Origin of the sequence: Pseudomonas sp. DY-1 (assembly GCF_003626975.1) — a bacterium.
Classification (GTDB): domain Bacteria; phylum Pseudomonadota; class Gammaproteobacteria; order Pseudomonadales; family Pseudomonadaceae; genus Metapseudomonas.
The window spans coordinates 3,002,360-3,027,370 of the sequence record NZ_CP032616.1 but is presented as its reverse complement, the minus strand read 5'-3'; the positions used below and the strand labels follow the sequence as shown (position 1 = coordinate 3,027,370).

At 62.1% G+C, this 25,011-nt stretch carries 26 protein-coding genes and 1 tRNA gene; 15 read left to right on the top strand and 12 right to left on the bottom strand.

The genetic code is table 11. The annotated features are described in order from the left end of the window. Nucleotides 1-70: 70 nt before the first annotated feature. The 8 genes from rlmF to D6Z43_RS14240 form a co-directional block, all read right to left on the bottom strand. The gene (gene rlmF, locus D6Z43_RS14275; RefSeq protein ID WP_120652828.1) at nucleotides 71-1,060 is read right to left on the bottom strand and encodes a 23S rRNA (adenine(1618)-N(6))-methyltransferase RlmF; all 990 of its coding nucleotides are present in this window, start codon (nucleotides 1,058-1,060) and stop codon (nucleotides 71-73) included. 56 nt (nucleotides 1,061-1,116) lie between these two features. Further along, nucleotides 1,117-1,677: a VTT domain-containing protein gene (locus tag D6Z43_RS14270; RefSeq protein WP_120652827.1), complete on the bottom strand. Its 561-nt coding sequence runs from the start codon at nucleotides 1,675-1,677 to the stop codon at nucleotides 1,117-1,119. Between the two features lie 34 nt (nucleotides 1,678-1,711). Then, nucleotides 1,712-3,541 (bottom strand): SLC13 family permease, encoded by a 1,830-nt coding sequence (locus tag D6Z43_RS14265; protein WP_120652826.1) that lies wholly within the window; start codon nucleotides 3,539-3,541, stop codon nucleotides 1,712-1,714. A 41-nt stretch (nucleotides 3,542-3,582) separates the two neighbouring features. Beyond that, complete coding sequence (locus D6Z43_RS14260; protein ID WP_120655268.1) at nucleotides 3,583-3,879, bottom strand: helix-turn-helix domain-containing protein; 297 nt, start codon at nucleotides 3,877-3,879, stop codon at nucleotides 3,583-3,585. A gap of 63 nt (nucleotides 3,880-3,942) precedes the next feature. Beyond that, the gene (locus D6Z43_RS14255; RefSeq protein ID WP_120652825.1) at nucleotides 3,943-6,792 is read right to left on the bottom strand and encodes a valine--tRNA ligase; all 2,850 of its coding nucleotides are present in this window, start codon (nucleotides 6,790-6,792) and stop codon (nucleotides 3,943-3,945) included. Nucleotides 6,793-6,912: 120 nt separating this feature from the next. Further along, nucleotides 6,913-7,377 (bottom strand): DNA polymerase III subunit chi, encoded by a 465-nt coding sequence (locus tag D6Z43_RS14250; RefSeq protein WP_120652824.1) that lies wholly within the window; start codon nucleotides 7,375-7,377, stop codon nucleotides 6,913-6,915. A gap of 13 nt (nucleotides 7,378-7,390) precedes the next feature. Further along, the gene (locus D6Z43_RS14245; protein WP_120652823.1) at nucleotides 7,391-7,807 is read right to left on the bottom strand and encodes a DNA polymerase III subunit chi; all 417 of its coding nucleotides are present in this window, start codon (nucleotides 7,805-7,807) and stop codon (nucleotides 7,391-7,393) included. Beyond that, a complete protein-coding gene (locus tag D6Z43_RS14240) occupies nucleotides 7,804-9,291 on the bottom strand; it encodes a leucyl aminopeptidase (RefSeq protein WP_120652822.1) in 1,488 nt (495 codons plus the stop codon). The genes D6Z43_RS14245 and D6Z43_RS14240 overlap by 4 nt, the downstream gene beginning before the upstream one ends. Nucleotides 9,292-9,433: 142 nt before the next feature. Between D6Z43_RS14240 and lptF the strand changes: the two genes are divergently transcribed. After that, complete coding sequence (gene lptF / locus D6Z43_RS14235; protein ID WP_120652821.1) at nucleotides 9,434-10,555, top strand: LPS export ABC transporter permease LptF; 1,122 nt, start codon at nucleotides 9,434-9,436, stop codon at nucleotides 10,553-10,555. Further along, nucleotides 10,548-11,609, top strand: a complete 1,062-nt coding sequence (gene lptG / locus D6Z43_RS14230) for an LPS export ABC transporter permease LptG (RefSeq protein WP_120652820.1) — start codon at nucleotides 10,548-10,550, stop codon at nucleotides 11,607-11,609. Before lptF ends, lptG begins: the two co-directional genes overlap by 8 nt. Before the next feature lie 51 nt (nucleotides 11,610-11,660). On the opposite strand, the gene D6Z43_RS14225 is transcribed toward lptG, so the two are convergent. The 3 genes from D6Z43_RS14225 to D6Z43_RS14215 all read right to left on the bottom strand — a co-directional run bounded on the left by D6Z43_RS14225 (nucleotide 11,661) and on the right by D6Z43_RS14215 (nucleotide 12,854). After that, entirely contained in the window at nucleotides 11,661-12,158 is a 498-nt protein-coding gene (locus D6Z43_RS14225; RefSeq protein ID WP_120652819.1) for an RDD family protein, read from the bottom strand. Between the two features lie 105 nt (nucleotides 12,159-12,263). After that, a complete protein-coding gene (locus D6Z43_RS14220) occupies nucleotides 12,264-12,476 on the bottom strand; it encodes a cold-shock protein (protein ID WP_016491057.1) in 213 nt (70 codons plus the stop codon). 292 nt (nucleotides 12,477-12,768) lie between these two features. Then, nucleotides 12,769-12,854, bottom strand: a tRNA-Leu gene (locus D6Z43_RS14215). A gap of 109 nt (nucleotides 12,855-12,963) precedes the next feature. Here D6Z43_RS14215 and queA point away from each other — a divergent pair. The 6 genes from queA (at nucleotide 12,964) to D6Z43_RS14185 (ending at nucleotide 19,152) form a co-directional block, all read left to right on the top strand. Beyond that, complete coding sequence (gene queA / locus D6Z43_RS14210; protein WP_120652818.1) at nucleotides 12,964-14,013, top strand: tRNA preQ1(34) S-adenosylmethionine ribosyltransferase-isomerase QueA; 1,050 nt, start codon at nucleotides 12,964-12,966, stop codon at nucleotides 14,011-14,013. Nucleotides 14,014-14,027: 14 nt separating this feature from the next. Beyond that, the gene (gene tgt, locus D6Z43_RS14205; RefSeq protein ID WP_162945901.1) at nucleotides 14,028-15,143 is read left to right on the top strand and encodes a tRNA guanosine(34) transglycosylase Tgt; all 1,116 of its coding nucleotides are present in this window, start codon (nucleotides 14,028-14,030) and stop codon (nucleotides 15,141-15,143) included. Between the two features lie 54 nt (nucleotides 15,144-15,197). Next, on the top strand, nucleotides 15,198-15,539 hold the full coding sequence (yajC, locus tag D6Z43_RS14200; protein WP_028628667.1) for a preprotein translocase subunit YajC: 342 nt from the start codon (nucleotides 15,198-15,200) through the stop codon (nucleotides 15,537-15,539). A 63-nt stretch (nucleotides 15,540-15,602) separates the two neighbouring features. Then, on the top strand, nucleotides 15,603-17,465 hold the full coding sequence (gene secD, locus D6Z43_RS14195; RefSeq protein ID WP_120652816.1) for a protein translocase subunit SecD: 1,863 nt from the start codon (nucleotides 15,603-15,605) through the stop codon (nucleotides 17,463-17,465). An 8-nt stretch (nucleotides 17,466-17,473) separates the two neighbouring features. Beyond that, nucleotides 17,474-18,388 carry a protein translocase subunit SecF gene (gene secF, locus D6Z43_RS14190; protein WP_120652815.1) on the top strand — a complete coding sequence of 305 codons (915 nt, stop codon included), beginning with the start codon at nucleotides 17,474-17,476 and terminating at the stop codon, nucleotides 18,386-18,388. Between the two features lie 179 nt (nucleotides 18,389-18,567). Further along, nucleotides 18,568-19,152 carry a glycine zipper 2TM domain-containing protein gene (locus D6Z43_RS14185; protein ID WP_120652814.1) on the top strand — a complete coding sequence of 195 codons (585 nt, stop codon included), beginning with the start codon at nucleotides 18,568-18,570 and terminating at the stop codon, nucleotides 19,150-19,152. Nucleotides 19,153-19,217: 65 nt separating this feature from the next. Here the strand turns inward: D6Z43_RS14185 and suhB are convergent, their stop codons facing one another. Then, nucleotides 19,218-20,033 (bottom strand): inositol-phosphate phosphatase, encoded by an 816-nt coding sequence (suhB, locus tag D6Z43_RS14180; protein WP_120652813.1) that lies wholly within the window; start codon nucleotides 20,031-20,033, stop codon nucleotides 19,218-19,220. A 151-nt stretch (nucleotides 20,034-20,184) separates the two neighbouring features. On the opposite strand from suhB, the gene trmJ reads away from it, so the two are divergent. The 7 genes from trmJ (at nucleotide 20,185) to hscB (ending at nucleotide 24,977) form a co-directional block, all read left to right on the top strand. Continuing rightward, nucleotides 20,185-20,958, top strand: a complete 774-nt coding sequence (trmJ, locus tag D6Z43_RS14175) for a tRNA (cytosine(32)/uridine(32)-2'-O)-methyltransferase TrmJ (protein WP_120652812.1) — start codon at nucleotides 20,185-20,187, stop codon at nucleotides 20,956-20,958. Then, nucleotides 20,958-21,734, top strand: a complete 777-nt coding sequence (gene cysE, locus D6Z43_RS14170) for a serine O-acetyltransferase (protein ID WP_120652811.1) — start codon at nucleotides 20,958-20,960, stop codon at nucleotides 21,732-21,734. The genes trmJ and cysE overlap by 1 nt, the downstream gene beginning before the upstream one ends. A 186-nt stretch (nucleotides 21,735-21,920) precedes the next feature. Next, nucleotides 21,921-22,418 (top strand): Fe-S cluster assembly transcriptional regulator IscR, encoded by a 498-nt coding sequence (iscR, locus tag D6Z43_RS14165; RefSeq protein ID WP_016491067.1) that lies wholly within the window; start codon nucleotides 21,921-21,923, stop codon nucleotides 22,416-22,418. A 49-nt stretch (nucleotides 22,419-22,467) separates the two neighbouring features. After that, on the top strand, nucleotides 22,468-23,682 hold the full coding sequence (locus D6Z43_RS14160) for an IscS subfamily cysteine desulfurase (protein ID WP_120652810.1): 1,215 nt from the start codon (nucleotides 22,468-22,470) through the stop codon (nucleotides 23,680-23,682). Nucleotides 23,683-23,712: 30 nt separating this feature from the next. Continuing rightward, the gene (gene iscU, locus D6Z43_RS14155; protein ID WP_120652809.1) at nucleotides 23,713-24,099 is read left to right on the top strand and encodes a Fe-S cluster assembly scaffold IscU; all 387 of its coding nucleotides are present in this window, start codon (nucleotides 23,713-23,715) and stop codon (nucleotides 24,097-24,099) included. 25 nt (nucleotides 24,100-24,124) lie between these two features. Then, nucleotides 24,125-24,448, top strand: coding sequence for an iron-sulfur cluster assembly protein IscA (iscA, locus tag D6Z43_RS14150; protein WP_120652808.1), 324 nt, complete (start codon nucleotides 24,125-24,127; stop codon nucleotides 24,446-24,448). 7 nt (nucleotides 24,449-24,455) lie between these two features. Continuing rightward, complete coding sequence (gene hscB / locus D6Z43_RS14145; RefSeq protein ID WP_120652807.1) at nucleotides 24,456-24,977, top strand: co-chaperone HscB; 522 nt, start codon at nucleotides 24,456-24,458, stop codon at nucleotides 24,975-24,977. Nucleotides 24,978-25,011: the final 34 nt, after the last annotated feature.

Here is a 25,011-nt window from a genome sequence, read left to right as displayed (position 1 = left end):
CAGGAGCGAATTTATTCGCGAATGAATTCGCTCCTGCAAGGCAACGCCGGTTACGGGCACGGGCGAGCGATCAGGCCCAGCGTTCCTTGCGCCAGGCTTCACGCCCGGCGGCATCGAAGAAGGTCCAGGCGACGAAACGGCTCTGCTTCTGACCCTGGGCCATCTCCAGCACGCGGATCTCTGCTGAATCGCTGCGACGCAGGCGGGCCTCGATACCGGGCAGGTTGCCAGCCTTGGAAACCAGGCTGCTGAACCAGAGCACCTGTGCCTTGAATTGCACGCTCTCATCCACCATCCGTTCCAGGAAACCGACTTCACCGCCATCGCACCAGAGTTCCGCACTCTGGCCGCCGAAGTTCAGCACCGGCAGCTTGCGCTTGGGATCGAGCTTGCCGAGGTTCTTCCACTTGCGCTGGCTGCCGCGGGTGGCTTCTTCCAGCGAGCTGTGGAAGGGCGGGTTGCACAGGGTCAGGTCGAAGCGTTCGCCCGGCGCGATCAGGCCCTTGAAGATATTGCGCGGCCCTGCCTGCTGGCGCAGGTCGATGGCGCCGCCCAACTGGTTGGACTGGACGATTGCGCGCGCCGAGCCGAGGGCTGTCGGGTCGATGTCGGCGCCGGTGAAGTGCCAGCCGTACTCGCTATGGCCAATCAGCGGGTAGATACAGTTGGCGCCAACGCCGATATCCAGTGCCTGGATGTCCTTGCCATGGGGAATCCGCCCGCCGTTGTCCCCGGCCAGCAAGTCGGCCAGGCCGTGCAGGTAATCGGCACGGCCTGGTATGGGGGGGCAGAGGTAGCCAGCGGGGATGTCCCAGTGCTGGATGCCATAGAACTGCCGCAGCAGGGCCCGGTTGAACACCTTGACCGCCTCCGGATTGGCGAAGTCGATGCTCTCCTTGCCGTAGGGGTTGGTGATCACGAAGCGCGCCAGTTCCGGGCTGCCCTGGATCAGCTGGGGAAAGTCGTAGCGACCCTGATGGCGATTGCGTGGATGCAATTGCCCCTTGCTGGCGGGCGGCTTTGCTGGGGCGGTGCGAGGGCGCTTTGGAGGCTGGGGCATGGTGGCGGCATCGGCAGGGGAAAGCGCGGCATTTTCCCACAGGCGCGGGTCTGGCGTCAGGAGAGGTGAAGCGCGCGCCCGAGGTAATCGAAGAACAGGCAGTAGGCTGCGATGGGCAGTGGCAGGCCGAGCAGGGTTCCGGCCAGGTAATGGCGAAAGCGCACGCCGCTGAGGCTGAGTGCATAGTTGAGCGCCGGTACCGTCTGAAACAGCATCCGCAGCAAGGTGACGACGGCCACCGGGCGTTCGTCCAGGTGGGCGATGATTCGCCGCGCCAGGCGGTTGTCCAGCTCGCGCAACGCATTGCCGCCCAGCAGACGGATCAGCACGAAGGTCGAGCAGCAGGAAAAGGTGGCAGCCAGGTAGGTCGCCAGACCTCCCCAGACGCGCCCCAGGGCCAGCACAGCGGCGGCGAGAAAGATCCAGCCGGGAATCTGGATCAGGTTGCCCAGCGCGAAGAGCAGGGCGAAAAGCAGCAGGCCCCAACCCTTATGGGCCAGCAATGTGTCATGGAGGTACTGGAGGCTCAGATGCTCGCGCAAGCCGCTGAACTGGAAGCCTGCCAGAAGTACTGCGAGAAACAGGGCTACCAGAAGCAGGCGCCGGTACTTGTACATGGCGGGACTCCGCGGTTGTCCCTTTCATTGAAGCTCAGAGCGGGAACACCAGCGGTACCAGGAAGACGCTGACGATCATCACCAGGATCGTGAAGGGCACTCCTACATTCACGAAGTCGCCGAAGCGGTATTGCCCAGGTCCCAGCACGAGGGTGTTCACCGGTGAGGAAATCGGCGTCATGAAGGCTGCCGATGCCGCCAGGGCGACGATCATCGCGAAGGGGTAGGGCGACATCCCCAACTGCTGGGCGGTGGCAATGGCGACCGGCGCCATGAGCACGGCGGTGGCTGTGTTGGAAATGAACAGGCCGATCAGCGCGGTGACGATGAACAGGCAGGCGAGCATGGCGTAGGGGCCGGCATTGCCCAGCAGCGCAACCAGCCCCTTCACCGCCAGGTCGATGCCGCCGGTTTGCTGCAGGGCCTGGGCGAAGGGCAACATGCCGACGATGAGGATCAGGGTCGGCCAGTGGATGGCGCGGTAGGCGCTGTCCAGGTCGATGCAGCGGAATGCCCCCATCAGCAGGCAGCCGATCAGTGCGGCCATCACATTGGGCACCAGGCCGCTGACCATCAGGAAGATCATCACTGCAAGACTGAGCAGGGCGTAGGGGGCCTTTCGCGCTGTTGGAGCCACTTCGTCCACCTCGGCAGGCAGGCTCAGTACCAGGAAGTCGCGGCTTTGCCCCTGCAAGTGGTGAATGGCCTTCCACTCACCTGCCACCAGCAGGGTGTCGGAGGCCTTCAGCTTCTCGTCCACCAGCACGCCTTCCAGCGCCTCGCCATGGCGGCGCAGACCCACAACGTTGAGCTGGTGGCGCGAGCGGAAACCCAGTTCCTGGATGGTCTTGCCCGGCAGTTTCGACTCGGGCGGCAGGGCCACCTCGGCCAGCCCCAGCGAATGGGCGTGCAGGCTGTAGTAGGAAGAGGGCAGCGGCAGAGGTTCCAGGCCGAGTTCCTCGTAGGCACCCAGCAGGCCGATAGCCGGGCTGGCCAGGTCCACCAGTAGTACGTCACCGGGCTCCAGCAGGGTATTGCCGGTGGCCATCAGCAGCAGGGTGCGGAAGCGGCGCTGGCGTTCGACGGCGATCACGTTGATGCCGTACTGCTTGCGCAGCTCCAACTCGTTGAGGGCCTGGCGAATCAATGGTGAATCAGCACGTACTTTCAGGCGCCTTTCGCGGTCCTCGAGCGCATAGGCCGTGGCCAGGTCGGCGAGGGTCAAGCGCGGTGCGGCGTCGGCCTGGTCAACGCCTCTGGGGGTCAGCCAGTGGCGGGTCAGCAGCATGTAGACGATGCCCAGCGCCAGTACTGCAAGGCCAACCGGTGTCAGGCTGAAGAAGCCGAAGCCGTCGAGGCCGGCGCGGCGCAGTTCGCTGTGCACCACCAGGTTGGGCGCGGTGGCGACCAGGGTGAGCATGCCGCTGATTAGTCCGGCGAAGGCCAGGGGCATCATCAGGCGCGCCGGGGCGATCTTCAGCCGCGCGGCGACGCCCAGGGCGACCGGAATGAAAATGGCCACCACGCCTGTGGAGCTCATGACGGAGCCCAGGCCCGCAGCGGCCAGCATCAGCAGCACCAGCAGACGCGTCTCGCTGCTGCCGGCCCGGGCCACCAGCCAGTCACCCAGGCGGTAGGCGATGCCGGTGCGGACCAGGCCGTCACCGATGACGAAGAGGGCGGCGATCAGCACGACGCTGGGGTCACTGAAGCCAGCCAGGGTGTGGCTGATATCAAGAATGCCGGTCAATGGCAGGGCGACGATGACCAGCAGGGCAACCACGTCCATGCGTGGCTTGTTAAGGACGAACAGGGTGATGGCGGCCATGAGCAGGCCCAGCACCATCAGCAGATCGACGTTCAATCGGTACTCCCGGAGGTTCCTTGGCGGGGAGCGGCAGTCTGTCAGGGGTAACCCAGGACGGCCTTGATCTGTTGCAGGTTAGCGGCGATCCAGCGCTTGTCGATGGGCCCCCAGTTGCGGATCACGTAGTGTCCGGCGTTGTTGCGCTCGCCTTCGGACTGTTCGAAGTGGCAGTCAATATCCAGTTCCGCCAGGGCCAGCAGGGTATCCTGGGCGGTGCGGCGCGGCATGCCTGTGGCGTCCATGAGGGCCGGAATGCTGGTGGCGGTGCCGCTGTCGATCAGCCAGGCGACGTAGAGGCGGCGATTGAAGCTGGTCTTGGTTTTGCTGATTTCCATGGGCATGCCCTGCGTGGCGGACGGTGCAATGAACGAGGCCCGCAATAGCGGGCCTCGTTGGGGTTACAGGCTGGCGATTCGGCCGCGCTGTTCGGTCAGGTTGGCCAGGGCCTGTTCGGCCTCGGCCAACTTGGCGCGCTCCTTCTCGATCACCTCTGCCGGAGCCTTGGCAACGAAACCTTCGTTGCCCAGCTTGCCGCCGACACGCTTCACTTCGCCGTCCAGACGCTGGATTTCCTTGTCCAGGCGGGCGAGTTCCGCGTCCTTGTCGATCAGGCCGGCCATGGGCACCAGCACCTGCATGTCGCCGACCAGGGCGGTCGCGGACATCGGTGCTTCTTCGCCTGCGGCCAGCACGCGGATTGTCTCGAGCTTGGCCAGCTTCTTCAGTAGTGGCTCGTTCTCGGTCAAGCGACGACGGTCTTCATCGTTGGTGTTGGCCAGCAGCAGGTCAATGCGCTTGGCCATGGAGATGTTCATCTCGCCGCGGATCTGTCGAACGCCGAGCATTAGCGCCTTGACCCATTCGATGTCGCCTTCGGCGGCGGCGTCGATGCGCTCTTCCACGGCCACCGGCCAGGGCTCGAGCATCAGGGTGGCGCCGCTCTTGCCGGCCTGGCCCTTGATGCGCTGCCAGATCTCTTCGGTGATGAAGGGCATGAAGGGGTGCGCCAGGCGCAGGGCCACTTCCAGCACGCGGATCAGGGTGCGGCGGGTGCCGCGCTGGCGCTCGATGGGTGCGTTCTCGTCCCACAGCACCGGCTTGACCAGTTCCAGGTACCAGGCGCAGTACTGGTCCCAGATGAACTCGTAGAGGGTCTGGGCGGCCAGGTCGAAGCGGAAGGCATCGAGGTGGCGGGTGACTTCAGCTTCGGTGCGCTGCAGGGCCGAGATGATCCAGCGGTCGACCGAGGACAGCTCGACCGGCTCGTCGTTGACACCGGTGTCCTGGCCATCGGTGTTCTCGATGACGAAGTTGGCGGCGTTCCACAGCTTGTTGCAGAAGTTGCGGTAGCCTTCGACGCGGCCCATGTCGAACTTCACGTCGCGGCCGGTGGAGGCCAGCGAGAGGAAGGTGAAGCGCAGGGCGTCGGTGCCGTAGCTGTTGATGCCTTCGGGGAACTCGGCCTTGGTCTGCTTGGCGATCTTCTCGGCCAGCTTGGGCTGCATCATGCCGCTGGTGCGTTTTTCCAGCAGGGTGTCGAGGTCGATGCCGTCGACGATGTCCAGCGGGTCCAGGACGTTGCCCTTGGACTTGGACATCTTGTGGCCTTGGGAGTCGCGCACCAGGCCGTGGACGTATACGGTCTTGAACGGAACCTGCGGGGTGCCGTCTTCGTTCTTCACCAGGTGCATGGTCAGCATGATCATGCGGGCGACCCAGAAGAAGATGATGTCGAAGCCGGTGACCAGCACGTTGGTGGGGTGGAAGGTCTTGAGGAACTCGGTCTGTTCCGGCCAGCCCAGGGTGGAGAAGGTCCACAGGCCCGAGCTGAACCAGGTGTCCAGCACGTCTTCGTCCTGGCGCAGGGCGATGTCGCCCAGGTTGTGCTTGGCGCGAACCTCGGCCTCGTCGCGGCCGACGTAAACGTTGCCGGCGTCGTCGTACCAGGCTGGAATGCGATGGCCCCACCAGAGCTGGCGGCTGATGCACCAGTCCTGGATGTCGCGCATCCATGAGAAGTACATGTTCTCGTACTGCTTGGGCACGAACTGGATGCGTCCATCTTCCACGGCGGCGATGGCAGGTTCCGCCAGCGGCTTGGTGGAGACGTACCACTGGTCGGTCAGCCAGGGCTCGATGACGGTGCCGGAACGGTCGCCCTTGGGCACTTTCAGCGCGTGGTCTTCGATCTTTTCCAGCAGGCCGAGTTGCTCGAAGTCCTCGACGATGCGCTTGCGTGCGTCGAAACGGTCCAGGCCGGCGTATTGCTCGGGCAGGCTGCCGTCGAGCTGGTCGTTGACGCTGCCGTCAAGGTTGAACACCTGGGCGGTGGCGAGTACCGCGGCGTCCTTGTCGAAGATGTTGATCAGCGGCAGGTTGTGGCGCTTGCCGACTTCATAGTCGTTGAAGTCATGGGCCGGGGTGATCTTCACGCAGCCGGTGCCGAACTCGGGGTCGCAGTACTCGTCGGCGATGATCGGAATGCGGCGGCCCACCAAGGGCAGTTCGACGAAGGTGCCGATCAGGTTCTTGTAGCGCTCGTCTTCCGGGTGAACGGCAACGGCGCTGTCGCCCAGCATGGTTTCCGGGCGGGTGGTGGCGACGATCAGGTAGTCCTTGCCGTCGGCGGTCTTGTGGCCGTCGGCCAGCGGGTAGCGCAGGTTCCAGAGGCTGCCCTTCTCGTCATGGTTTTCCACTTCGAGGTCGGAGATGGCGGTGTGGAACTTGGTGTCCCAGTTGACCAGGCGCTTGCCGCGGTAGATCAGGCCGTCTTCATGCAGGCGCACGAAGGCTTCCTTGACCGCATCGGACAGGCCGTCGTCCATGGTGAAGCGTTCGCGCGTCCAGTCAACGGAGGAGCCGAGGCGGCGAATCTGGCGGGTGATGGTGCCGCCGGACTGTTCCTTCCATTCCCAGACCTTCTCGAGGAATTTCTCGCGGCCGAGGTCATGACGGCTGACGCCTTGGGCGGACAGCTGGCGCTCCACCACCATCTGGGTGGCGATGCCGGCATGGTCGGTGCCCGGCTGCCACAGGGTGTTGCGACCCTGCATGCGGCGGAAGCGGATCAGGGCGTCCATGATGGCGTTGTTGAAGCCATGACCCATGTGCAGGCTGCCGGTCACGTTCGGCGGCGGGATCATGATGGTGTACGGGTCGCCGGAACCTTGCGGGGCGAAGTAGTTGTTCTTCTCCCAGGTCTGGTACCAGGAAGTTTCAATGGCGTGGGGCTGGTAGGTCTTGTCCATGGTTCGGCGGGGACCCTAGAGGCGTCTGAACGGGAAAACGGGAGAGTATAACGGCAACGGACCCTCGAAAGAATTGGCGTGCGTTGCCGGTGGCACCCGGCGGTTGCCGGGCGGGTCGGATCACTGCCGGCGAGGCGGCAGTAGGCGAGTCAGGCGCGCTTCGAGGCGGCGTTTGAGCTCGGCCTCGATCTGCGGCACGAAATCGTCGATCACGTCCTGCAGGATCAGCTGCGCGGCGGCGCGGAGTTCGCTGTCCAGGCGGGCCAGTTCCGGGTTGCCAGCCGGCGTCATGCGCTGGCGGATCGCCTCGGCCATCTGCGTGGGGGCGGGGGCTGGCGCAGCTGTGGGCGCCGACGCGACGGGGGCAGCCTGGAGCACGGACTGCTGCGGCGGTGAAGGAGGTGTGGCCGGCGGCACGGGCACGGGTTCGACTATTTCCGACAGCAGCGGGATGTCATCGACATCCAGGGTTTCGGTGAGCAATGGTGGTTCGGCGTCGCCGGGCTCGTCATCGAGCAGGGCACGAATGGATTCGAGGTCGTCCAGCAGGTTCGCCGGTTTTTGGGGGGGCTTGGGGGTGTCCATCAGTGCGGTATGGCTAGAGTTCGACTCGTTTCGGATCATAGCCCCGCTGCCGGTAGCTACGGAAATTCTCCCGGCAGGCGGCAAGCAGGTCGGGTTCCTGGTTGACGATCTCGATGATCCGGCTGAAGTGCTCGACGTGAGGGGAGATGGTCGAGGCGAGGTTGATCAGCAGGCCCTGCTGGATTGCAGGTGCTTCGTCCAGAGCCAGCACCACCGGGGCATTGGCGTCGTCGTCGATCAGGCTGTGGGGAATGAAGCTTTCGGCGCGAAAACGCCAGAGCAGTGCGTCCAGCTCATCGCGCTGGGCGGCATCGGTGCAACGTACGAGGACTGGCAGCCCATGCCGCCAGCCCTTGGCAGCCAACTGGCAGGCCGCGCGCAGTCGGTCTGCCGGGTTGGCCGAGGAGAGCACGTAAAACTCAACTCTCACTTGATGCGGTCCAGCAGGTACTGGGTGAGCAGGGGAACCGGACGGCCGGTAGCGCCTTTATCCTTGCCGCCGCTGACCCAGGCAGTGCCGGCGATGTCCAGGTGCGCCCAGTGGAACTTCTTGGCAAAGCGCGACAGGAAGCAGCCAGCGGTGATGGTGCCGGCCTTCGGACCACCGATGTTGGCGATGTCGGCGAATGGGCTGTCCAGTTGCTCCTGGTACTCGTCGAACAGTGGCAGTTGCCAGGCGCGGTCGTCGGCGTATTCACCAGCCTTGAGGATCTGCTTCACCAGCGCGTCGTTGTTACCCATCAGTCCCGAGGTGTTGCTGCCAAGGGCAACGATGCAGGCGCCAGTGAGGGTGGCAATGTCGATCACCGCCTGCGGCTTGAAGCGCTCGGCGTAGGTCAGGGTGTCACACAGCACCAGGCGGCCTTCGGCGTCGGTGTTGAGGATCTCGACGGTCTGGCCGCTCATGGTGGTGACGATGTCACCCGGGCGGGTGGCGCCGCCGCTGGGCATGTTCTCGGCACAGGCCAGCAGGCCGACCAGATTGATTGGCAGTTGCAGCTCCAGTACCGCGCGGAAGGTACCGAGTACGCTGGCGGCGCCGCACATGTCGTACTTCATTTCGTCCATGCCGGCCGCCGGCTTGATGCTGATGCCGCCGGTGTCAAAGGTGATGCCCTTGCCGACCAGGGCGAAGGGTTTGTCGTCCTTCTTGGCGCCCTGGTAATTGAGCACGATCATCCGCGGCGGTTGCTCGCTACCCTGGGCCACGGCGAGGAAGGCGCCGGCGCCAAGTTCCTTGAGCTTCTTCTCGTCGAGCACTTCGACCTTGAGGTTCTTGTGCGCCTTGGCCAGGGCCTTGGCTTCCTCGGCAATGAAGCTGGGGTGGCAGAGGTTCGGCGGCAGGTTGCCGAGGTCGCGGGTGAAGGCCATGCCGGTAGCGATGGCCTGGGCATGCACGCTGCCTCGTTCGGCCTCGGCCTGGTCGGCCTTCTCCACCAGCACGGTGACTTTCTTCAGCGCCCTGGGCTCAGCCTTCTGGCTTTTGAAGCGGTCGAAGACGTAGCCGCCATCGGCCAGGGTTTCCACCATCAGACGGGCCTTGCCATAGGCGTCGCGGCCTTTGACGGCCAGTTCGGCCAGGGCCAGGGCTGCGTCGCTGCCGCCGAGGCCTTTCAGCACGCCGTTCACGGCGGCGATCATTTTGCGGAACTGGCGGTCAGAGAGTTCGCGCTCCTTGCCACTGCCCACCAGCAGTACGCGCTCGGCCTTGAGATTGGGGAGGCTGTGCAGGAGCAGGGTCTGGCCCACCTTGCCAGCGATATCGCCGCGCTTGAGCAGGGTGGTGATGGCACCGCCAGCTGCGGCATCAACGGCCTTGGCGGCTTCGCCCAGCTTGCGTCCTTCGCCGACAGCAACGACCAGCGTGGCGGTTTTCAGGGTTTCCAGACGGGCGCTTTTGACAAGGAATTCCATGACATGTGTCCCCAAGACAAAGAGCCGGGATTGACGGATAATGCCGGCTATTTTTTCAGTGGCCCGTCAGAACGGCGGGCTGGCCATAAAGCGGCTAGTTTGAGCGTAGCCGCGTGAGCCTGACAACCCTGGAGTGTCTGGTTTGATTGTCTTCCGTTATCTCTCCCGCGAAGTCCTGGTCACCCTGAGTGCGGTCAGCGCCGTGCTGCTGGTGATCATCATGAGCGGCCGTTTCATCAAGTATCTGGCGCAAGCCGCACAGGGGGCGCTGGACCCTGGCGTGCTGTTCATGATCATGGGCTTCCGGATACCCGGTTTCCTCCAGTTGATCCTCCCTCTGGGATTGTTTCTCGGTTTTCTGCTGGCCTACGGCCGCCTGTATCTCGAAAGCGAAATGACCGTGCTCAGCGCTACCGGCATGAGCCAACAGCGCCTGATGATCTACAGTCTCGCTCCTGCGCTGCTGGTGGCACTGCTGGTGGCCTGGCTGAGCCTGGGCCTGGCGCCTCAGGGCGTTGGCCAGGTGGCTCGCATCCTCAACGAGCAGGATGCCCTGACCGAACTGGATACCTTGGTTCCCGGACGTTTCCAGGCGCTAAAGGGGGGCGGCCGGGTGACCTACACCGAGACGCTCTCCTCTGATCGTGGCGAGCTGGGTGGCGTGTTCATCTCCGAGAAGCGCATTTCGCGCCAGGACGGCAAGGATCGTGGCATTGGCGTGCTGGTGGCTGAGAAGGGGCATCAGGAAGTCCAGCCGGATGGCAGTCGTTACCTGATCCTCAAGAATGGCTACCGCTACGACGGCAACCCCGGCAAGGCCGACTACCGCATCATCCAGTACGAAACCTACGGTGTGCTGCTGCCCAAGCCCGAGATATCGTCCGAGATCGGCGAGCGCGAGGCAGTGCCCACCTCCGAGCTGATCGGTAGCAATGATCCGCGCTACCAGGCCGAGCTTCAGTGGCGCTTGTCGATCCCGCTGCTGGTGTTCGTCGTCACCCTGCTGGCGGTGCCGCTGTCCAGGGTCAATCCGCGCCAGGGTCGTTTCCTCAAGCTGCTCCCGGCCATCCTTCTGTATATGGCGTACCTGGCCTTGCTGATCGCTGCGCGCGGACAGCTGGACAAGGGGCGCATTCCCATGGCCCTCGGCCTGTGGTGGGTACACGCACTGTTCATCGTGGTCGGCCTGCTGTTGTTGTACTGGGAGCCTCTGCGCCTGAAGTGGGCGGCTCGTCGTGATGTCCGTGAGGTGGCCCATGGTTAGGTTGGATCGTTACATCGGCACTAGCGTGTTCTTCGGCATCCTTGCGGTGCTGGGGATCATCGTGAGCCTTGCAGCGCTGTTCGCGTTTATCGATGAACTGGGCGACGTTGGGGGCGACTACGATGTGCTCGCCGCTGCCTGGTACGTCTTCCTCACATTGCCGCGTCGCGTCTACGACATGCTGCCGATGGCGGCGCTGATCGGTAGCCTGATCGGTCTCGGTACCCTGGCCAGCAGCAGCGAGCTGACCGTGATGCGCGCAGCTGGCGTTTCGATCGGCCGTATCGTCTGGGCGGTGATGAAGCCCATGCTGGTGTTGATGCTGGTGGGCATACTGATTGGCGAGTACGTCGCGCCGTGGAGCGAGAACCTGGCCCAGGCCAATCGCTCACTGGCCCAGGGCGGTGGGGATGCACAAAGCTCCAAGCGCGGTCTCTGGCATCGCCAGGGCGAAGAGTTCGTCCACATCAACGCCGTGCAGCCCAATGGTGTGCTCTATGGTGTGACCCGATATCGCTTCGATGGCGAGCGCCATATGCAGTCCGCCAGCTTCGCCAAGCGTGCGTTGTTCCAGGGTGATTTTTGGCAGCTGGAAGATGTGACCACTACACATTTCCGTGGCGATCACACTGAAGTACTCAACAGTGTCACCGAGCGCTGGAATATCGAACTCAAGCCAGAGCTGCTCGGCACCGTTGTGATGGAGCCCGAGGCGCTGTCGATTTCCGGACTATGGCGTTACACCCATTACCTGGCGGAGCAGGGGCTGAACAACGGCCGCTACTGGCTGGCGTTCTGGACCAAGGTGCTGCAGCCTCTGGTTACGGCGGCCCTTGTGTTGATGGCGATTTCCTTCATCTTCGGCCCACTGCGTTCGGTAACCCTGGGGCAGCGTGTGTTCACCGGTGTCGTTATCGGTTTCGTGGTGCGTATCAGCCAGGATCTGCTCGGGCCTTCGAGTCTGGTATTTGGCTTCTCGCCGCTCTTCGCTGTTCTGGTGCCGGCGGGCGTCTGCGCCCTGGCAGGTGTCTGGTTGCTGAGGCGTGCGGGCTGACCCCGAATCGACGCAAGAAAAAGCCGGCTTTTGCCGGCTTTTTTCATGAGGTCATTTCTTGTGCGCGTCCTTGGGAATGCGGACGATCCGGGTCTCGGAATAGATGTCATGCCAGGTGCGCTTCTCCTTGTCCCGCAGGCTCCAGAGGAAGCCCAGGCCAAGTGCCAGCCAGGAGCCGATGGCAATGACGAAGCGCAGCAGGGCCTGCCACAGGCTGATGGCCGAACCATCCTTATTCTGTACGCGAATGCCCCAGACCTGCATGCCGAGGGTCTGGCCGTTGTGGGTCCAGAACTTGGCGAAGAATCCGAACAGGGCAAACACCAGCAGCGTGGAGAGTACCGGGTCGCCGGAGAGCGCGCCCTGGTCGGCCAGTTGACGCAGATGCTCGCCACCGTAGATCAGGCGGAGTAAGACCTGTTGATAGATCAGGGTGACCACCATCAGCAGGGCAACGCAGAGGAGGAAGTCGTAGAAGATCGCGGCGAAGCGGCGAACCAGCCCGGCGGAGGGGAAGTCCCCCTGGGGGCGCAGCTGATGTTTCGGCATTGCGGGCTCTTGGCGTGTGGAGGGCGCGCCATTCTAGCAGCCGACTAGCAGACACAAAAAAGCCCCTGATGTTTCCATCAGGGGCTTTCGGCGAAGCTCAGGTAGTTAGTTAACTACCTGAACCTTGTCAGCCTGCATACCTTTCTGGCCTTGAACGGCTTCGAAGGTAACCTTCTGGCCTTCTTTCAGGCTACGGAAGCCGGAGCCTTCGATGGCGCGGAAGTGAACGAACAGATCCGGGCCGCTTTCCGGGGTGATGAAACCAAAACCTTTCTCGTCGTTGAACCATTTGACGGTGCCGGTTTGACGATTCGACATATCTTTTTCCTTGAAACTGAAGTTGATGACAGCCTGCTGTTCACTGATGCGCCAGAAGGGCTGGAACTGGTTGCAAAGAGGTAAGAGAAGTCGAGCGGGATGTAGCGGATCTGGTGATCTACCGCATCAGGTCACGATTCAACAGCGACCCATGCAAACACAGTTGGCCAACTCTACGCTAAGTTTCCCGGAAATGCCAAGCCCCGAAAGACCAATATTTATGGGCGGGAGAAGGGCCCCGGACGGGCGGAAAGTTGGGGGGAGAAAGCCTAGGACAGGCTTGAAGATATCGTGGTGCCCCGGGAGAGACTCGAACTCTCACTCTGTCGCCAGAAACGGATTTTGAATCCGCCGCGTCTACCATTCCGCCACCGGGGCACGATGGCGGCGCAGTATAGGGAGACGCTCTGAGTCGGTCAATCCGTCTGCGTGGTCAGAAACGGGCATTTCCTGTACTATCTGCGCCCCTGCGATACGACCTCCCACCATGCGCGTAGCCGACTTCCACTTCGAGCTCCCTGAAGCTCTTATTGCCCGTCATCCACTGGCCGAGCGTCGCGCCAGTCGCCTCCTTGTACTGAACGGCGAATCGGGTGCACTGAGCCATCGTCATTTCTCCGACCTCCTGGAATACCTGCGTCCGGGTGATCTGATGGTGTTCAACAACACTCGGGTCATTCCTGCACGGCTGTTCGGCCAGAAGGCTTCAGGCGGCAGGCTCGAGATTCTTGTCGAACGCGTGCTGGACAGCCATCGCGTACTGGCCCACGTGCGTTCCAGTAAGTCGCCCAAGCCCGGCTCGATCCTGCAGATCGATGGCGGTGGGGAGGCCGAGATGGTTGCTCGCCATGATGCGTTGTTCGAACTGAAGTTCGCCGAAGAAGTGCTGCCGCTGCTTGACAGGGTCGGCCACATGCCGCTGCCGCCCTATATAGACAGGCCTGACGAAGACGCCGATCGCGAGCGTTACCAGACCGTCTACGCGCGCCACGCCGGGGCCGTTGCAGCGCCTACGGCAGGGCTGCATTTCGACCAGGATCTGCTTGAGGCCATTTCCGCCAAAGGGGTGGCGAGTGCCTTCGTCACGCTGCACGTCGGGGCAGGTACTTTCCAGCCAGTAAGGGTCGAGCGCATCGAGGATCACCACATGCACCGCGAGTGGCTCGAAGTGGGCCAGGATGTGGTCGAAGCCGTTGCTGCCTGCCGTGCTCGTGGAGGAAGGGTGGTCGCTGTAGGAACCACCAGCGTGCGCTCCCTGGAAAGTGCGGCGCGGGACGGCCTGCTCAAGGCCTTCAGCGGCGACACCGATATTTTCCTGTACCCCGGCCGACCCTTCCATGTGGTCGACGCCTTGGTTACCAATTTCCATTTGCCCGAATCCACCCTGCTGATGCTGGTTTCCGCCTTTGCTGGCTATCCAGAGACCATGGCTGCCTACGCTGCAGCAGTGGAGCAGGGCTACCGATTCTTCAGTTACGGTGATGCCATGTTCATCACCCGCAATCCCGCCCCCCGCGGGCCCGAGGACCAAGCATGACGCGCACCTGCCGGATGAACTTCGAGCTGCTGGCTACCGATGGCAAGGCCCGTCGTGGCCGCCTGACCTTCCCCCGGGGGGTTGTCGAGACGCCCGCCTTCATGCCTGTAGGAACCTACGGCACCGTGAAGGGGATGTTGCCGCGCGATATCGAAGGGATCGGCGCGCAGATCATCCTTGGCAATACCTTCCACCTCTGGCTGCGGCCGGGCATGGAGGTGATCAAGCGCCATGGCGACCTGCACGACTTCATGCAGTGGCAGGGTCCAATCCTCACCGACTCCGGTGGCTTCCAGGTGTTCAGTCTGGGTGCCATGCGCAAGATCAAGGAGGAGGGCGTGACATTCGCCTCGCCGGTGGATGGCGCGAAAGTGTTCATGGGGCCCGAGGAATCCATGCAGGTCCAGCGCGACCTGGGGTCCGACATCGTGATGATCTTCGACGAATGCACGCCTTATCCGGCGGACTTCGATACGGCCAGGCGTTCCATGGAGCTTTCCCTGCGTTGGGCAAAGCGCTCCAAGGTCGCCCATGGTGAAAGCACTGCCGCGCTGTTTGGGATCGTCCAGGGTGGCATGCACGAAGAGCTGCGCATGCGCTCCCTGGAAGGCCTCAGTGAAATCGGCTTCGATGGCTTGGCCATCGGTGGCCTGTCGGTAGGCGAACCGAAGGACGAGATGATTCGTGTGCTGGACTACCTGCCCGGGCAGATGCCGGCAGACAAGCCGCGCTACCTCATGGGGGTGGGCAAGCCGGAGGATCTGGTGGAGGGTGTGCGCCGCGGAGTGGACATGTTCGACTGCGTGATGCCGACGCGCAACGCGCGAAATGGCCACCTGTTCATCGACACCGGCGTGCTGAAAATCCGCAACTCAGTGCATAAGCATGACGAGTCTCCGCTGGACCCGACTTGCGACTGTTACACCTGCAAACACTTCTCGCGCGCCTATCTCCATCATTTGGACAAATGCGGCGAAATGCTCGGCAGCATGTTGAATACAATCCACAACTTGCGGCATTACCAGCGCCTGATGGCTGGTTTGCGCGAGGCTATCCAACAGGGTAAATTGGCCGCCTTTGTCGATGCCTTCTACGCCAAGCGCGGACTACCGACTCCGCCCCTGGACTGATAAAGCCGCATATCCAGAGTCGATTTTTTTAAATTTCCGCAACAGGAGTGCTACATGAGCTTTCTGATTCCCGCCGCCTATGCCGACGCCGCTGCGCCGGCCGCCGCTGCAGGCCCTGCCGGTACCGGCTTCGAGTGGGTTTTCCTGATCGGTTTCCTGGTCATCTTCTATCTGATGATCTGGCGTCCCCAGGCCAAGCGCGCCAAGGAGCACAAAAACCTCCTGGGCAGTCTGCAGAAGGGTGATGAAGTGGTCACCTCCGGCGGCATTGCCGGCAAGGTCACCAAGGTCACCGATGACTTCGTGGTCATCGAAGTGTCTGACAGCGTAGAGCTGAAGTTCCAGAAGGCGGCTATCGCGGCGACCCTGCCGAAGGGCACGCTGAAAGCCATCTGACAGATACATGGATCAACACCGACGGGGCGCCATCAGGCGCCCCGCTTCATAACGGGCGGAGTCATGCTCAACAAGTATCCACTGTGGAAATATCTGCTGATCCTGGCGGTGCTGGCGATCGGCCTGGTTTATTCCGCACCCAATCTCTATCCGGACGACCCGGCGATCCAGGTCAGCGGTACCAGTACCGCGCTGAAGATCCAGCAATCGGATCTGGACAAGGCTGCTGAGGCCCTCAAGCAATCCGGCATCGAACTCAAATCCTCCAGCGTCAGTGCGACTGGTGGCCTGCTGCGCCTGACCAAGCTGGGGGATCAACTGCCCGCCAAGGACGTGGTGCGCAAGGCTCTTGGTGATGATTACGTCGTCGCCCTGAACCTGGCTCCGACCACGCCGGATTGGCTGCGCAAGCTCGGCGCTGCGCCGATGAAGCTCGGGTTGGACCTCTCCGGTGGCGTGCACTTCCTGTTGGAAGTGGACATGGAGAAAGCGGTCACTGCGCGTCTGAAGATTTACGAAGGCGAAGTTCGCACCCTGCTGCGCAAGGAGCGTGTCCGCTACCGCAGTCTGCCGGCTCAGGAAAATGGCTTCCAGCTTGGCTTCTCTGATCAGGAGTCCTTGGACAAGGCCCGGACGCTGATTCGCAAGAGCTTTACCGATTTCGATATGGCTACCACGGAGCGTGGTGGTCAGCAGGTCCTGCAGCTGACTCTGACCCAGGCCAAGCTGGCAGAGATTCGTGAATACTCCATCAAGCAGAACCTGACCACCGTCCGCAACCGCGTTAACGAACTGGGTGTGGCCGAACCGATCGTGCAGCGCCAGGGCGCCAACCGCATCGTCGTTGAGCTCCCGGGCGTACAAGACACCGCAGAAGCGAAGCGTATCCTCGGCAAGACCGCAAACCTCGAGTTCCGTTTGGCTGCTGAGCCGACCGCCAGCAAGGCCTCCACTGAATCCTTTGAGTTCCGTGAGCCGGGTCGACCGCCCGTACCGCTGGAGCGGGGCTTGATTATCACCGGGGACCAGGTTACCGACGCCCAGGCCAGTTATGACGAGAACGGTCGCCCTCAGGTGAACATCCGTCTTGACGGTCACGGCGGCGATTTGATGAGTCGTGCTACCCGCAACAATGTGGGACGCAGCATGGCGGTGATCTTCATCGAGCAGCGTCCGGTTACCCGTTACGTGACCCAGGACGTCGATGGCGTCCAGAAGGAAGTAGCGGTACAGAGTTTCAAGGAAGAGAAGAAGATCATCAGTCTGGCGACCATTCAGTCGCCGCTGGGTAGCCAGTTCCGTATCACTGGCCTGGACGGCCAGGGCGAGTCGTCCGAGCTGGCCCTGCTGCTGCGCGCAGGTGGTCTGGCTGCGCCGATGTACTTCGCGGAAGAACGCACCATTGGCCCGAGCCTGGGTGCCGAGAACATTGTCAAAGGCATCGAGTCCACTGAGTGGGCGATGGTCTTCGTATCGTTGTTCATCATGGCTATCTACCGCTTCTTCGGGTTGCTGGCCACCGTCGCCCTAGCATTCAACCTGGTGCTGCTGGTTGGGCTGATGTCGGTGATCGGTGCAACCCTGACCTTGCCGGGTATTGCCGGTATCGTGCTGACCCTGGGTATGGCGGTGGACGCCAACGTGCTGATCTATTCGCGGATTCGTGAGGAGCTCGCGAACGGACTGTCGGTGCAGCGCGCGATCCATGAAGGCTTCGATCGCGCCTACTCGGCGATCATCGACAGTAACCTCACCACCCTGTTGGTGGGCGGCATCCTGTTCGCCCTCGGCACCGGTCCGATCAAGGGCTTCGCCGTGACCATGTCGCTGGGGATCATCACCTCGATGTTCACAGCCATCATGTTCACCCGTGGCCTGGTCAACCTGATCTTCGGTGGCCGCAACTTCAAGAAACTGTGGATTTGAGGCCTGTCATGATCAAGTCAACCATTCGTTTCATGGCGATACGCAACGTTGCGTTCGCCATCACTGTGATCATCAGCCTGATCGGTATTGGCAGCCTGTTCGCCAAGGGCCTGAACTTCGGCCTGGACTTCACCGGCGGTACGCTGATCGAGTTGTCCTATGAGCAACCGGCGAATCTTGAGCTGATCAAGCGAGAGCTTGGTGAGGCAGGCTTCGAGGATGCGGTGGTGCAGAGTTTCGGCGCGTCCACGGACGTGCTGGTGCGCCTGGCTGGTGATGATCCGCAACTTGGTAACAAGATTGCCGACGCCCTGCGCAAGGTGGATGCCGAGAGCAAGTTCGAGCTGAAGCGTGTGGAGTTCGTCGGGCCCCAGGTGGGTGAAGAGCTGCGTGACCAAGGTGGCCTGGCCATGCTTCTGGCACTGGGCGGCATCCTGCTGTACCTGGCCTTCCGCTTCCAATGGAAGTTTGGTGTGGGCGCGGTGGCCTCGTTGGTCCACGACGTGATCGTCACTTTGGGGATCCTGGCATTCTTCCAGGTACCCTTTGACCTCACCGTGCTGGCCGCGGTCCTAGCGATGATCGGCTACTCGCTGAACGACACCATCATCATCTTCGACCGTATCCGCGAAAACTTCCGCGTGCTGCGCCGGGCTGACCTGATCGAGAACATCGACGTGTCCTGCACCCAGACGCTGCTGCGGACAATCGCCACTTCGATGTCCACCGCTCTGGCGCTGTTCGCCCTGCTGATCTTTGGCGGCGATAGCTTGCATGGTTTTGCGCTGTCGCTGCTGGTTGGTGTTGTGGTGGGTACCTACTCCTCCATCTACATCAGTGCTCCAGTGTTGATCTGGCTGGGGCTGTCCTCGGAAGACTTGATTCCGCCGGCGAACACCGCCGAAGCGGATGACCGTCCCTGAGGCGTTCCATCCCTGAGAACGAGGCCCGGCAAATGCCGGGCCTCGTCGTTTCTGCTGTATGAGACTGTCGTTCCACTTATCGGAATATTCCCGTTGGTTTGGGAACTTGGCTTTTGTCCTCTTATCCAAGGCAGGGAGTAGGGCATGTAGGCCCGCTATGGATGATTCAGGAGGCTCAAGTGAACAAGTCGATGCTCGTCGGTGCTGTTTTGGGTGCGGTTGGTGTGACTGCCGGCGGCGCCGTGGCCACCTACAACCTGGTAGGTAAGAACGGCCCGGAGTATGCCGAAGTGCTCGCTGTCCAACCGATCAATGAAACCGTGAAGACTCCACGAGAGGTCTGCAACGATGTGGCGGTGACTCGTCAGCGTCCGGTCAAGGATCAGCATCAGATCGCCGGCACCGTCCTTGGTGCGGTTGCGGGCGGTTTGCTGGGCAACCAGGTCGGTGGCGGTAGCGGCAAGAAGATCGCCACGGTCGCTGGCGCCGTTGGTGGTGGTTACGCCGGCAACAAGGTGCAGGAGCATATGCAGGAAGGCGACACCTACACCACGACTGAAACCCGCTGCAAGACTGTCACGGACACCAGCGAGAGGCTGGTTGGTTATGACGTGAAGTATCAGCTGGATGGCAAGGTCGGCCAGGTGCGGATGGATCATGACCCGGGTCGTCAGATCCCGGTGACGGAAGAAGGTCAGTTGATCCTCAGCCAGCAGGGCGGTGGTATCCAGTCCCAGGGTGGCGGAGCGGGCGTTCAGCAGTAAGCTGGGCCCAAATAACAAAAAACCCGGCCTTGGCCGGGTTTTTTCATGGCTGAGTGATCAGCGGATCAGCGCTTCAGCGACGGCGGCAGGTGCGGCTGTATAGCGGTCAGCACTGCCTTGAAGCATTTGGTGTTGCCTGCAACGACGTGACCTTTCTCGAGGAAGTCGTGGCCGCCGGTGAAGTCGCTCACCAGGCCGCCAGCTTCCTGGACCAGCAGGGCGCCCGCAGCCATGTCCCACTCGGACAGGCCGAACTCCCAGAAAGCGTCGAAACGGCCGGCGGCAACGTAGGCCAGGTCTAGGCTGGCAGAGCCGGCGCGGCGGATGCCGGCTGTCTGGCCGACCAGGCTGCGGAACATGCCCAGGTAGTTCTCTAGGTTGTCCAGCTGGCTGTCGCGGAAGGGGAAGCCAGTGCCCAGCAGGGCGCCTTCCAGGCTCTTGCGCGGGCTGACGCGCAGGCGGCGGCCATTGAGGGCGGCGCCGCGGCCGCGGCTGGCAGTGAACTCTTCCTGGCGAACCGGATCCAGGACCACGGCGTGCTCCAGGCGGCCCTTGTATTTGCAGGCGATGCTGATGGCGAAATGCGGAACGCCGCGAATGAAGTTGGTGGTGCCGTCCAGTGGGTCGATGATCCACAGGTAGTCGGCGCCTTCGCCCTTGCCTTCCAGAAGTCCGCCTTCCTCGCCCAGGATGCCGTGGTTCGGGTAGGCCTTGCGCAGGGCCTGCACGATGGATAGCTCGGCGGCACGATCGACCTCGGTGACGTAGTCCTTGGCGTCCTTCTCGTTGACGGAGATGACGTCCAGGCGCTCGATAGAGCGGAAAATCAGTTCACCGGCGCTGCGAGCGGCGCGCAGGGCGATATTCAGCATAGGCTGCATGGGGAGTTCACCTGGGTCGTTAAAGAAGAAAGCCGCACATAGTAGCAGAAAAAGCCCAAGGCAGGCAGGGGAGGAGGCGTCATTCGTAGCGTTGCGTCCGGGCCTCCGGTAATATTCCGCTCCCTTGACGTTCCGCTGGGAGACTAGAGCGTTGCTGCAGAACATTCGCGTGGTGCTGGTCAATACCAGCCATCCCGGCAATATCGGTGGTGCCGCCCGCGCCATGAAGAATATGGGCCTGTCGAGGCTGGTTCTGGTCGATCCCGAGGACTTCCCGAGTCCTGAGGCTCAAGCTCGCGCCTCCGGTGCGGACGACATTCTGGCGGGTGCCCAGGTGGTCGCCACCCTGGAGGAGGCGCTGGTGGGCTGCAGTCTGGTAATCGGCACCAGCGCTCGCGACCGTCGCATTCCCTGGCCATTGCTCGATCCGCGCGAATGCGGCAAGACCTCCGTGGAGCAAGCGCAGCTCGGAGGTGAGGTCGCCCTGGTGTTCGGTCGCGAATACGCGGGGCTGACCAATGAAGAGCTGCAGCGCTGCCAGTATCACGTGCACATCCCGTCCAATCCGGAGTTCTCCTCGTTAAACCTGGCTGCCGCCGTGCAGGTGCTGGTGTATGAGGTGCGAATGGCGTGGCTTGAGCAAGAAGGTTTGCCAAGCAAGGTGGAGAAGGTGGAAACCACCGCCATGCTCAATGCCCAGCCGGTGACCGTCGATGAATTGGAGCGCTATTACGAACACCTGGAAAGTACCCTGGTGGAGATTGGCTTCCTGGACCCGGAGAAGCCGCGGCATCTGATGTCCCGCCTGCGCCGGCTCTACGGCCGCAGTGGCATCAGCAAGCTGGAAATGAACATCCTGCGAGGCATCCTGACGGAAACCCAGAAAGCTGCGCGGGGCGAAGCAAGCAAACGGAGTGACAAGTGATGTTCGACGGCATTCGAGAAGACATTCAAAGCGTATTCCACCGTGATCCGGCTGCGCGCAATGCCTTCGAGGTGCTCACCTGTTACCCGGGCCTGCATGCCATCTGGTTGCATCGTGTAGCGCATGCGCTTTGGATCGCTGGCTGGAAGTGGCTGGCGCGCCTGGTGTCGAATTTCAGTCGTTGGTTGACGGGTATTGAAATCCATCCCGGCGCGAAGATCGGTCGGCGGTTCTTCATTGATCACGGTATGGGGATCGTCATTGGTGAGACTGCCGAAATCGGCAACGACGTTACCCTTTACCAGGGTGTGACTCTGGGAGGTACCAGCTGGAACCAGGGCAAACGCCACCCGACGCTGGAGGATGGCGTGGTAGTTGGAGCGGGCGCCAAGGTGCTTGGGCCTTTCACCGTTGGTGCGGGTGCCAAGATCGGCTCCAATGCCGTGGTGACCAAGGAGGTACCAGCTGGCGCCACCGCGGTTGGGATTCCCGGTCGGATCATCGTCAAGGCTGATCCGGAGCAGGAGGCCAAGCGCCAGGCCATCGCGGAGCGTTTTGGTTTCGATGCCTATGGTCTTGGTCAGGACATGCCGGACCCCGTGGCTCGCGCCATCGGCCAGTTGCTGGACCATGTGCAGGCGGTGGACGAGCGCCTCGACGGCATGTGCAAGGCGCTCACGGCGCTGGGCAGTGACTACTGCGCCAGTGCGCTGCCGGAGCTTCGCGACGAGGACTTCGCCGGCGTCAAGGACGAAGAGCGCAAACCGGTCGCCTGACGCGTTCCGATTCGGCCCTGGATCAGTATTCGGGGCCGGATTCTTAGGGTGCTAACGGGATGTGCCTCTGCTATCATGCACGCCCCTGCAAGATGTAATCCCGACTAATTTGATCAGGCTTATAGTTGACTTAAATAGTCGGGAATCGCATACTCGCTGCACTCCAGCGATCCCGTGGTACTCACCATGCGACTGACCACCAAAGGCCGATACGCCGTCACCGCCATGCTCGATCTGGCGCTGCATGCGCAGCATGGGCCGGTGTCTCTGGCTGATATTTCCGAGCGACAGGGCATTTCCCTGTCCTACCTCGAGCAGCTTTTCGCCAAGCTCCGCCGCGGCAATCTGGTCAGCAGTGTTCGCGGCCCGGGCGGTGGCTACCAGCTTTCCCGCGACATGCACGGCATTCATGTCGCCCAGGTAATAGATGCGGTCAACGAGTCGGTGGATGCCACTCGTTGTCAGGGCCTGGGCGATTGCCATTCTGGCGATACCTGTCTGACCCACCACCTCTGGTGTGATCTGAGTCTGCAGATCCACGAGTTCCTCAGCGGCATCAGTTTGGCCGATCTGGTCAACCGCCGTGAGGTTCAAGAGGTCGCACAACGGCAGGATCAACGCCGCTGTGGAAGCAATGGCAGGATGCCGCACCTCGATAAGATTGAAGCGTCCGCCATCGATTGAGCAGGGCGCCGGCCCGTGATTGGCCCCGATACCTGATAGGAGAGCCCCGATGAAATTGCCGATCTACCTCGACTACTCCGCCACCACGCCGGTGGACCCGCGCGTCGCTCAGAAAATGAGCGAGTGCCTGCTGGTGGACGGCAACTTCGGCAACCCCGCCTCGCGTTCCCACGTGTTTGGCTGGAAAGCTGAAGAGGCGGTGGAGAATGCCCGTCGTCAGGTAGCTGAGCTGGTCAATGCCGACCCTCGTGAAATCGTCTGGACTTCCGGTGCGACCGAATCCGACAACCTGGCCATCAAGGGTGTTGCGCACTTCTACGGTGGCAAGGGCAAGCACATCATCACCTCGAAGATCGAGCACAAGGCGGTTCTGGACACCACCCGCCAGCTGGAGCGCGAAGGTTTCGAAGTGACTTACCTGGAGCCAGGTGAAGATGGCCTGATCACTCCTTCCATGGTCGAAGCTGCGCTGCGTGACGACACCATCCTGGTTTCCGTCATGCACGTGAACAACGAAATCGGCACCGTCAACGACATCGCCGCCATCGGCGAGCTGACCCGTGCCCGCGGCATCCTCTTCCACGTCGATGCCGCCCAATCCACCGGCAAGGTGGAGATTGACCTTGAGAAGCTCAAGGTTGACCTGATGTCCTTCTCTGCCCACAAGACCTACGGCCCGAAAGGCATTGGCGCGCTTTACGTTCGCCGCAAGCCGCGCGTGCGTCTCGAAGCCATGATGCATGGCGGTGGTCACGAGCGCGGCATGCGCTCCGGCACACTGGCTACTCACCAGATCGTCGGCATGGGCGAGGCCTTCCACATTGCCAAGCAGGAAATGGCCACCGAACGCGTGCGCATCAAGGCCCTGGCCGATCGCTTCTGGGCCCAGATCGATGGCATGGAAGAGCTCTACCTGAACGGCAGCGCCACTGCACGTGTGCCGCACAACATGAACGTCAGCTTCAATTACGTCGAAGGTGAGTCGCTGATCATGGCGCTCAAGGACCTCGCGGTCTCCTCCGGTTCCGCCTGCACCTCGGCCTCCCTGGAGCCGTCCTACGTGCTGCGTGCCCTGGGTCGCAACGACGAGCTGGCGCACAGTTCCATCCGCTTCACTTTCGGCCGCTTCACGACCGAGGAAGAAGTGGACTACGCCGCAGCCAAGGTGCGCGAAGCGGTCAGTAAGCTCCGTGAACTGTCCCCGCTGTGGGATATGTATAAAGAGGGCGTCGACCTTTCCCAGGTCGAATGGCAGGCGCACTGACGCCACCCTGATGAGTGAGGAATAGTTACCATGGCATACAGCGAAAAGGTCATCGACCACTACGAAAACCCGCGCAACGTCGGCAAGCTCGACGCCCAGGACCCTAACGTGGGTACTGGCATGGTCGGTGCGCCGGCCTGCGGCGACGTGATGCGTCTGCAGATCAAGGTCAACGAGCAGGGTGTCATCGAAGACGCCAAGTTCAAGACCTATGGCTGCGGTTCCGCCATCGCTTCCAGCTCCCTCGCCACCGAGTGGATGAAGGGCAAGACCCTGGACGAGGCGGCTGCCATCAAGAACACCACCATCGCCGAAGAACTGGCCTTGCCGCCGGTGAAGATTCACTGCTCGGTACTGGCTGAGGACGCCATCAAGGCGGCCGTCCATGACTACAAGCAGAAGAAGGGTCTGCTCTAAGTGCTCGAACGAGTAAGGAGTTGCAATGGCCATCAGCATGACTGAATCCGCCGCCCGTCACGTGCAGCGTTCCATTGATGGGCGCGGCAAGGGTGAAGGTATCCGTCTGGGGGTGCGTACGACTGGCTGCTCCGGTCTCGCCTATGTGCTGGAGTTCGTCGACGAGTTGGCTGCGGATGACCTGGTTTTCGAGAGTCACGGCGTCAAAGTGATCATCGATCCCAAGAGCCTGACCTACCTTGATGGTACTGAGCTGGACTTCGTTCGCGAAGGGCTCAACGAGGGCTTCAAGTTCAATAACCCTAACGTGCGCGGCGAGTGTGGCTGCGGCGAGAGCTTCAACGTCTGAGGCGTGTGTGGGAACTCCCTGTCATTTCGCCCTGTTCGACCTGAAGCCGGGTTATCGACTGGACCTTGACCAGCTTGCGACGCGTTATCGCGAGCTGGCGCGTACTGTCCATCCCGACCGTTTTGCCGATGCATCCGAGCGCGAGCAGCGCCTGGCGCTGGAGCGTGCGGCGCAGCTTAACGACGCATACCAGACACTGAAGAGCGCGCCGCGAAGGGCACTTTATCTGTTGGCGCTGAAGGGAAAGGAACTGCCGCTGGAAGTTACGGTGCAGGACCCTCAGTTCCTGCTGCAGCAGATGCAGTGGCGCGAAGAGTTGGAAGAGTTGCACGACAGTGCTGATCTTGATGGTGTCGGCGTGTTCAAGCGCCGGCTCAAGGCAGCGCAGGCGGAGCTGGATGGAGAGTTTGCCGAGTGCTGGGACGATGCCGAGCGCCGCGAAGACGCCGAGCGTCTGGTGCGCCGTATGCAGTTCCTCGACAAGCTGACCCACGAAGTGCGCCAACTGGAAGAGCGCCTCGACGATTAACCCGCGATGCCGTCTTGGTTGCCGGTACGCCTGA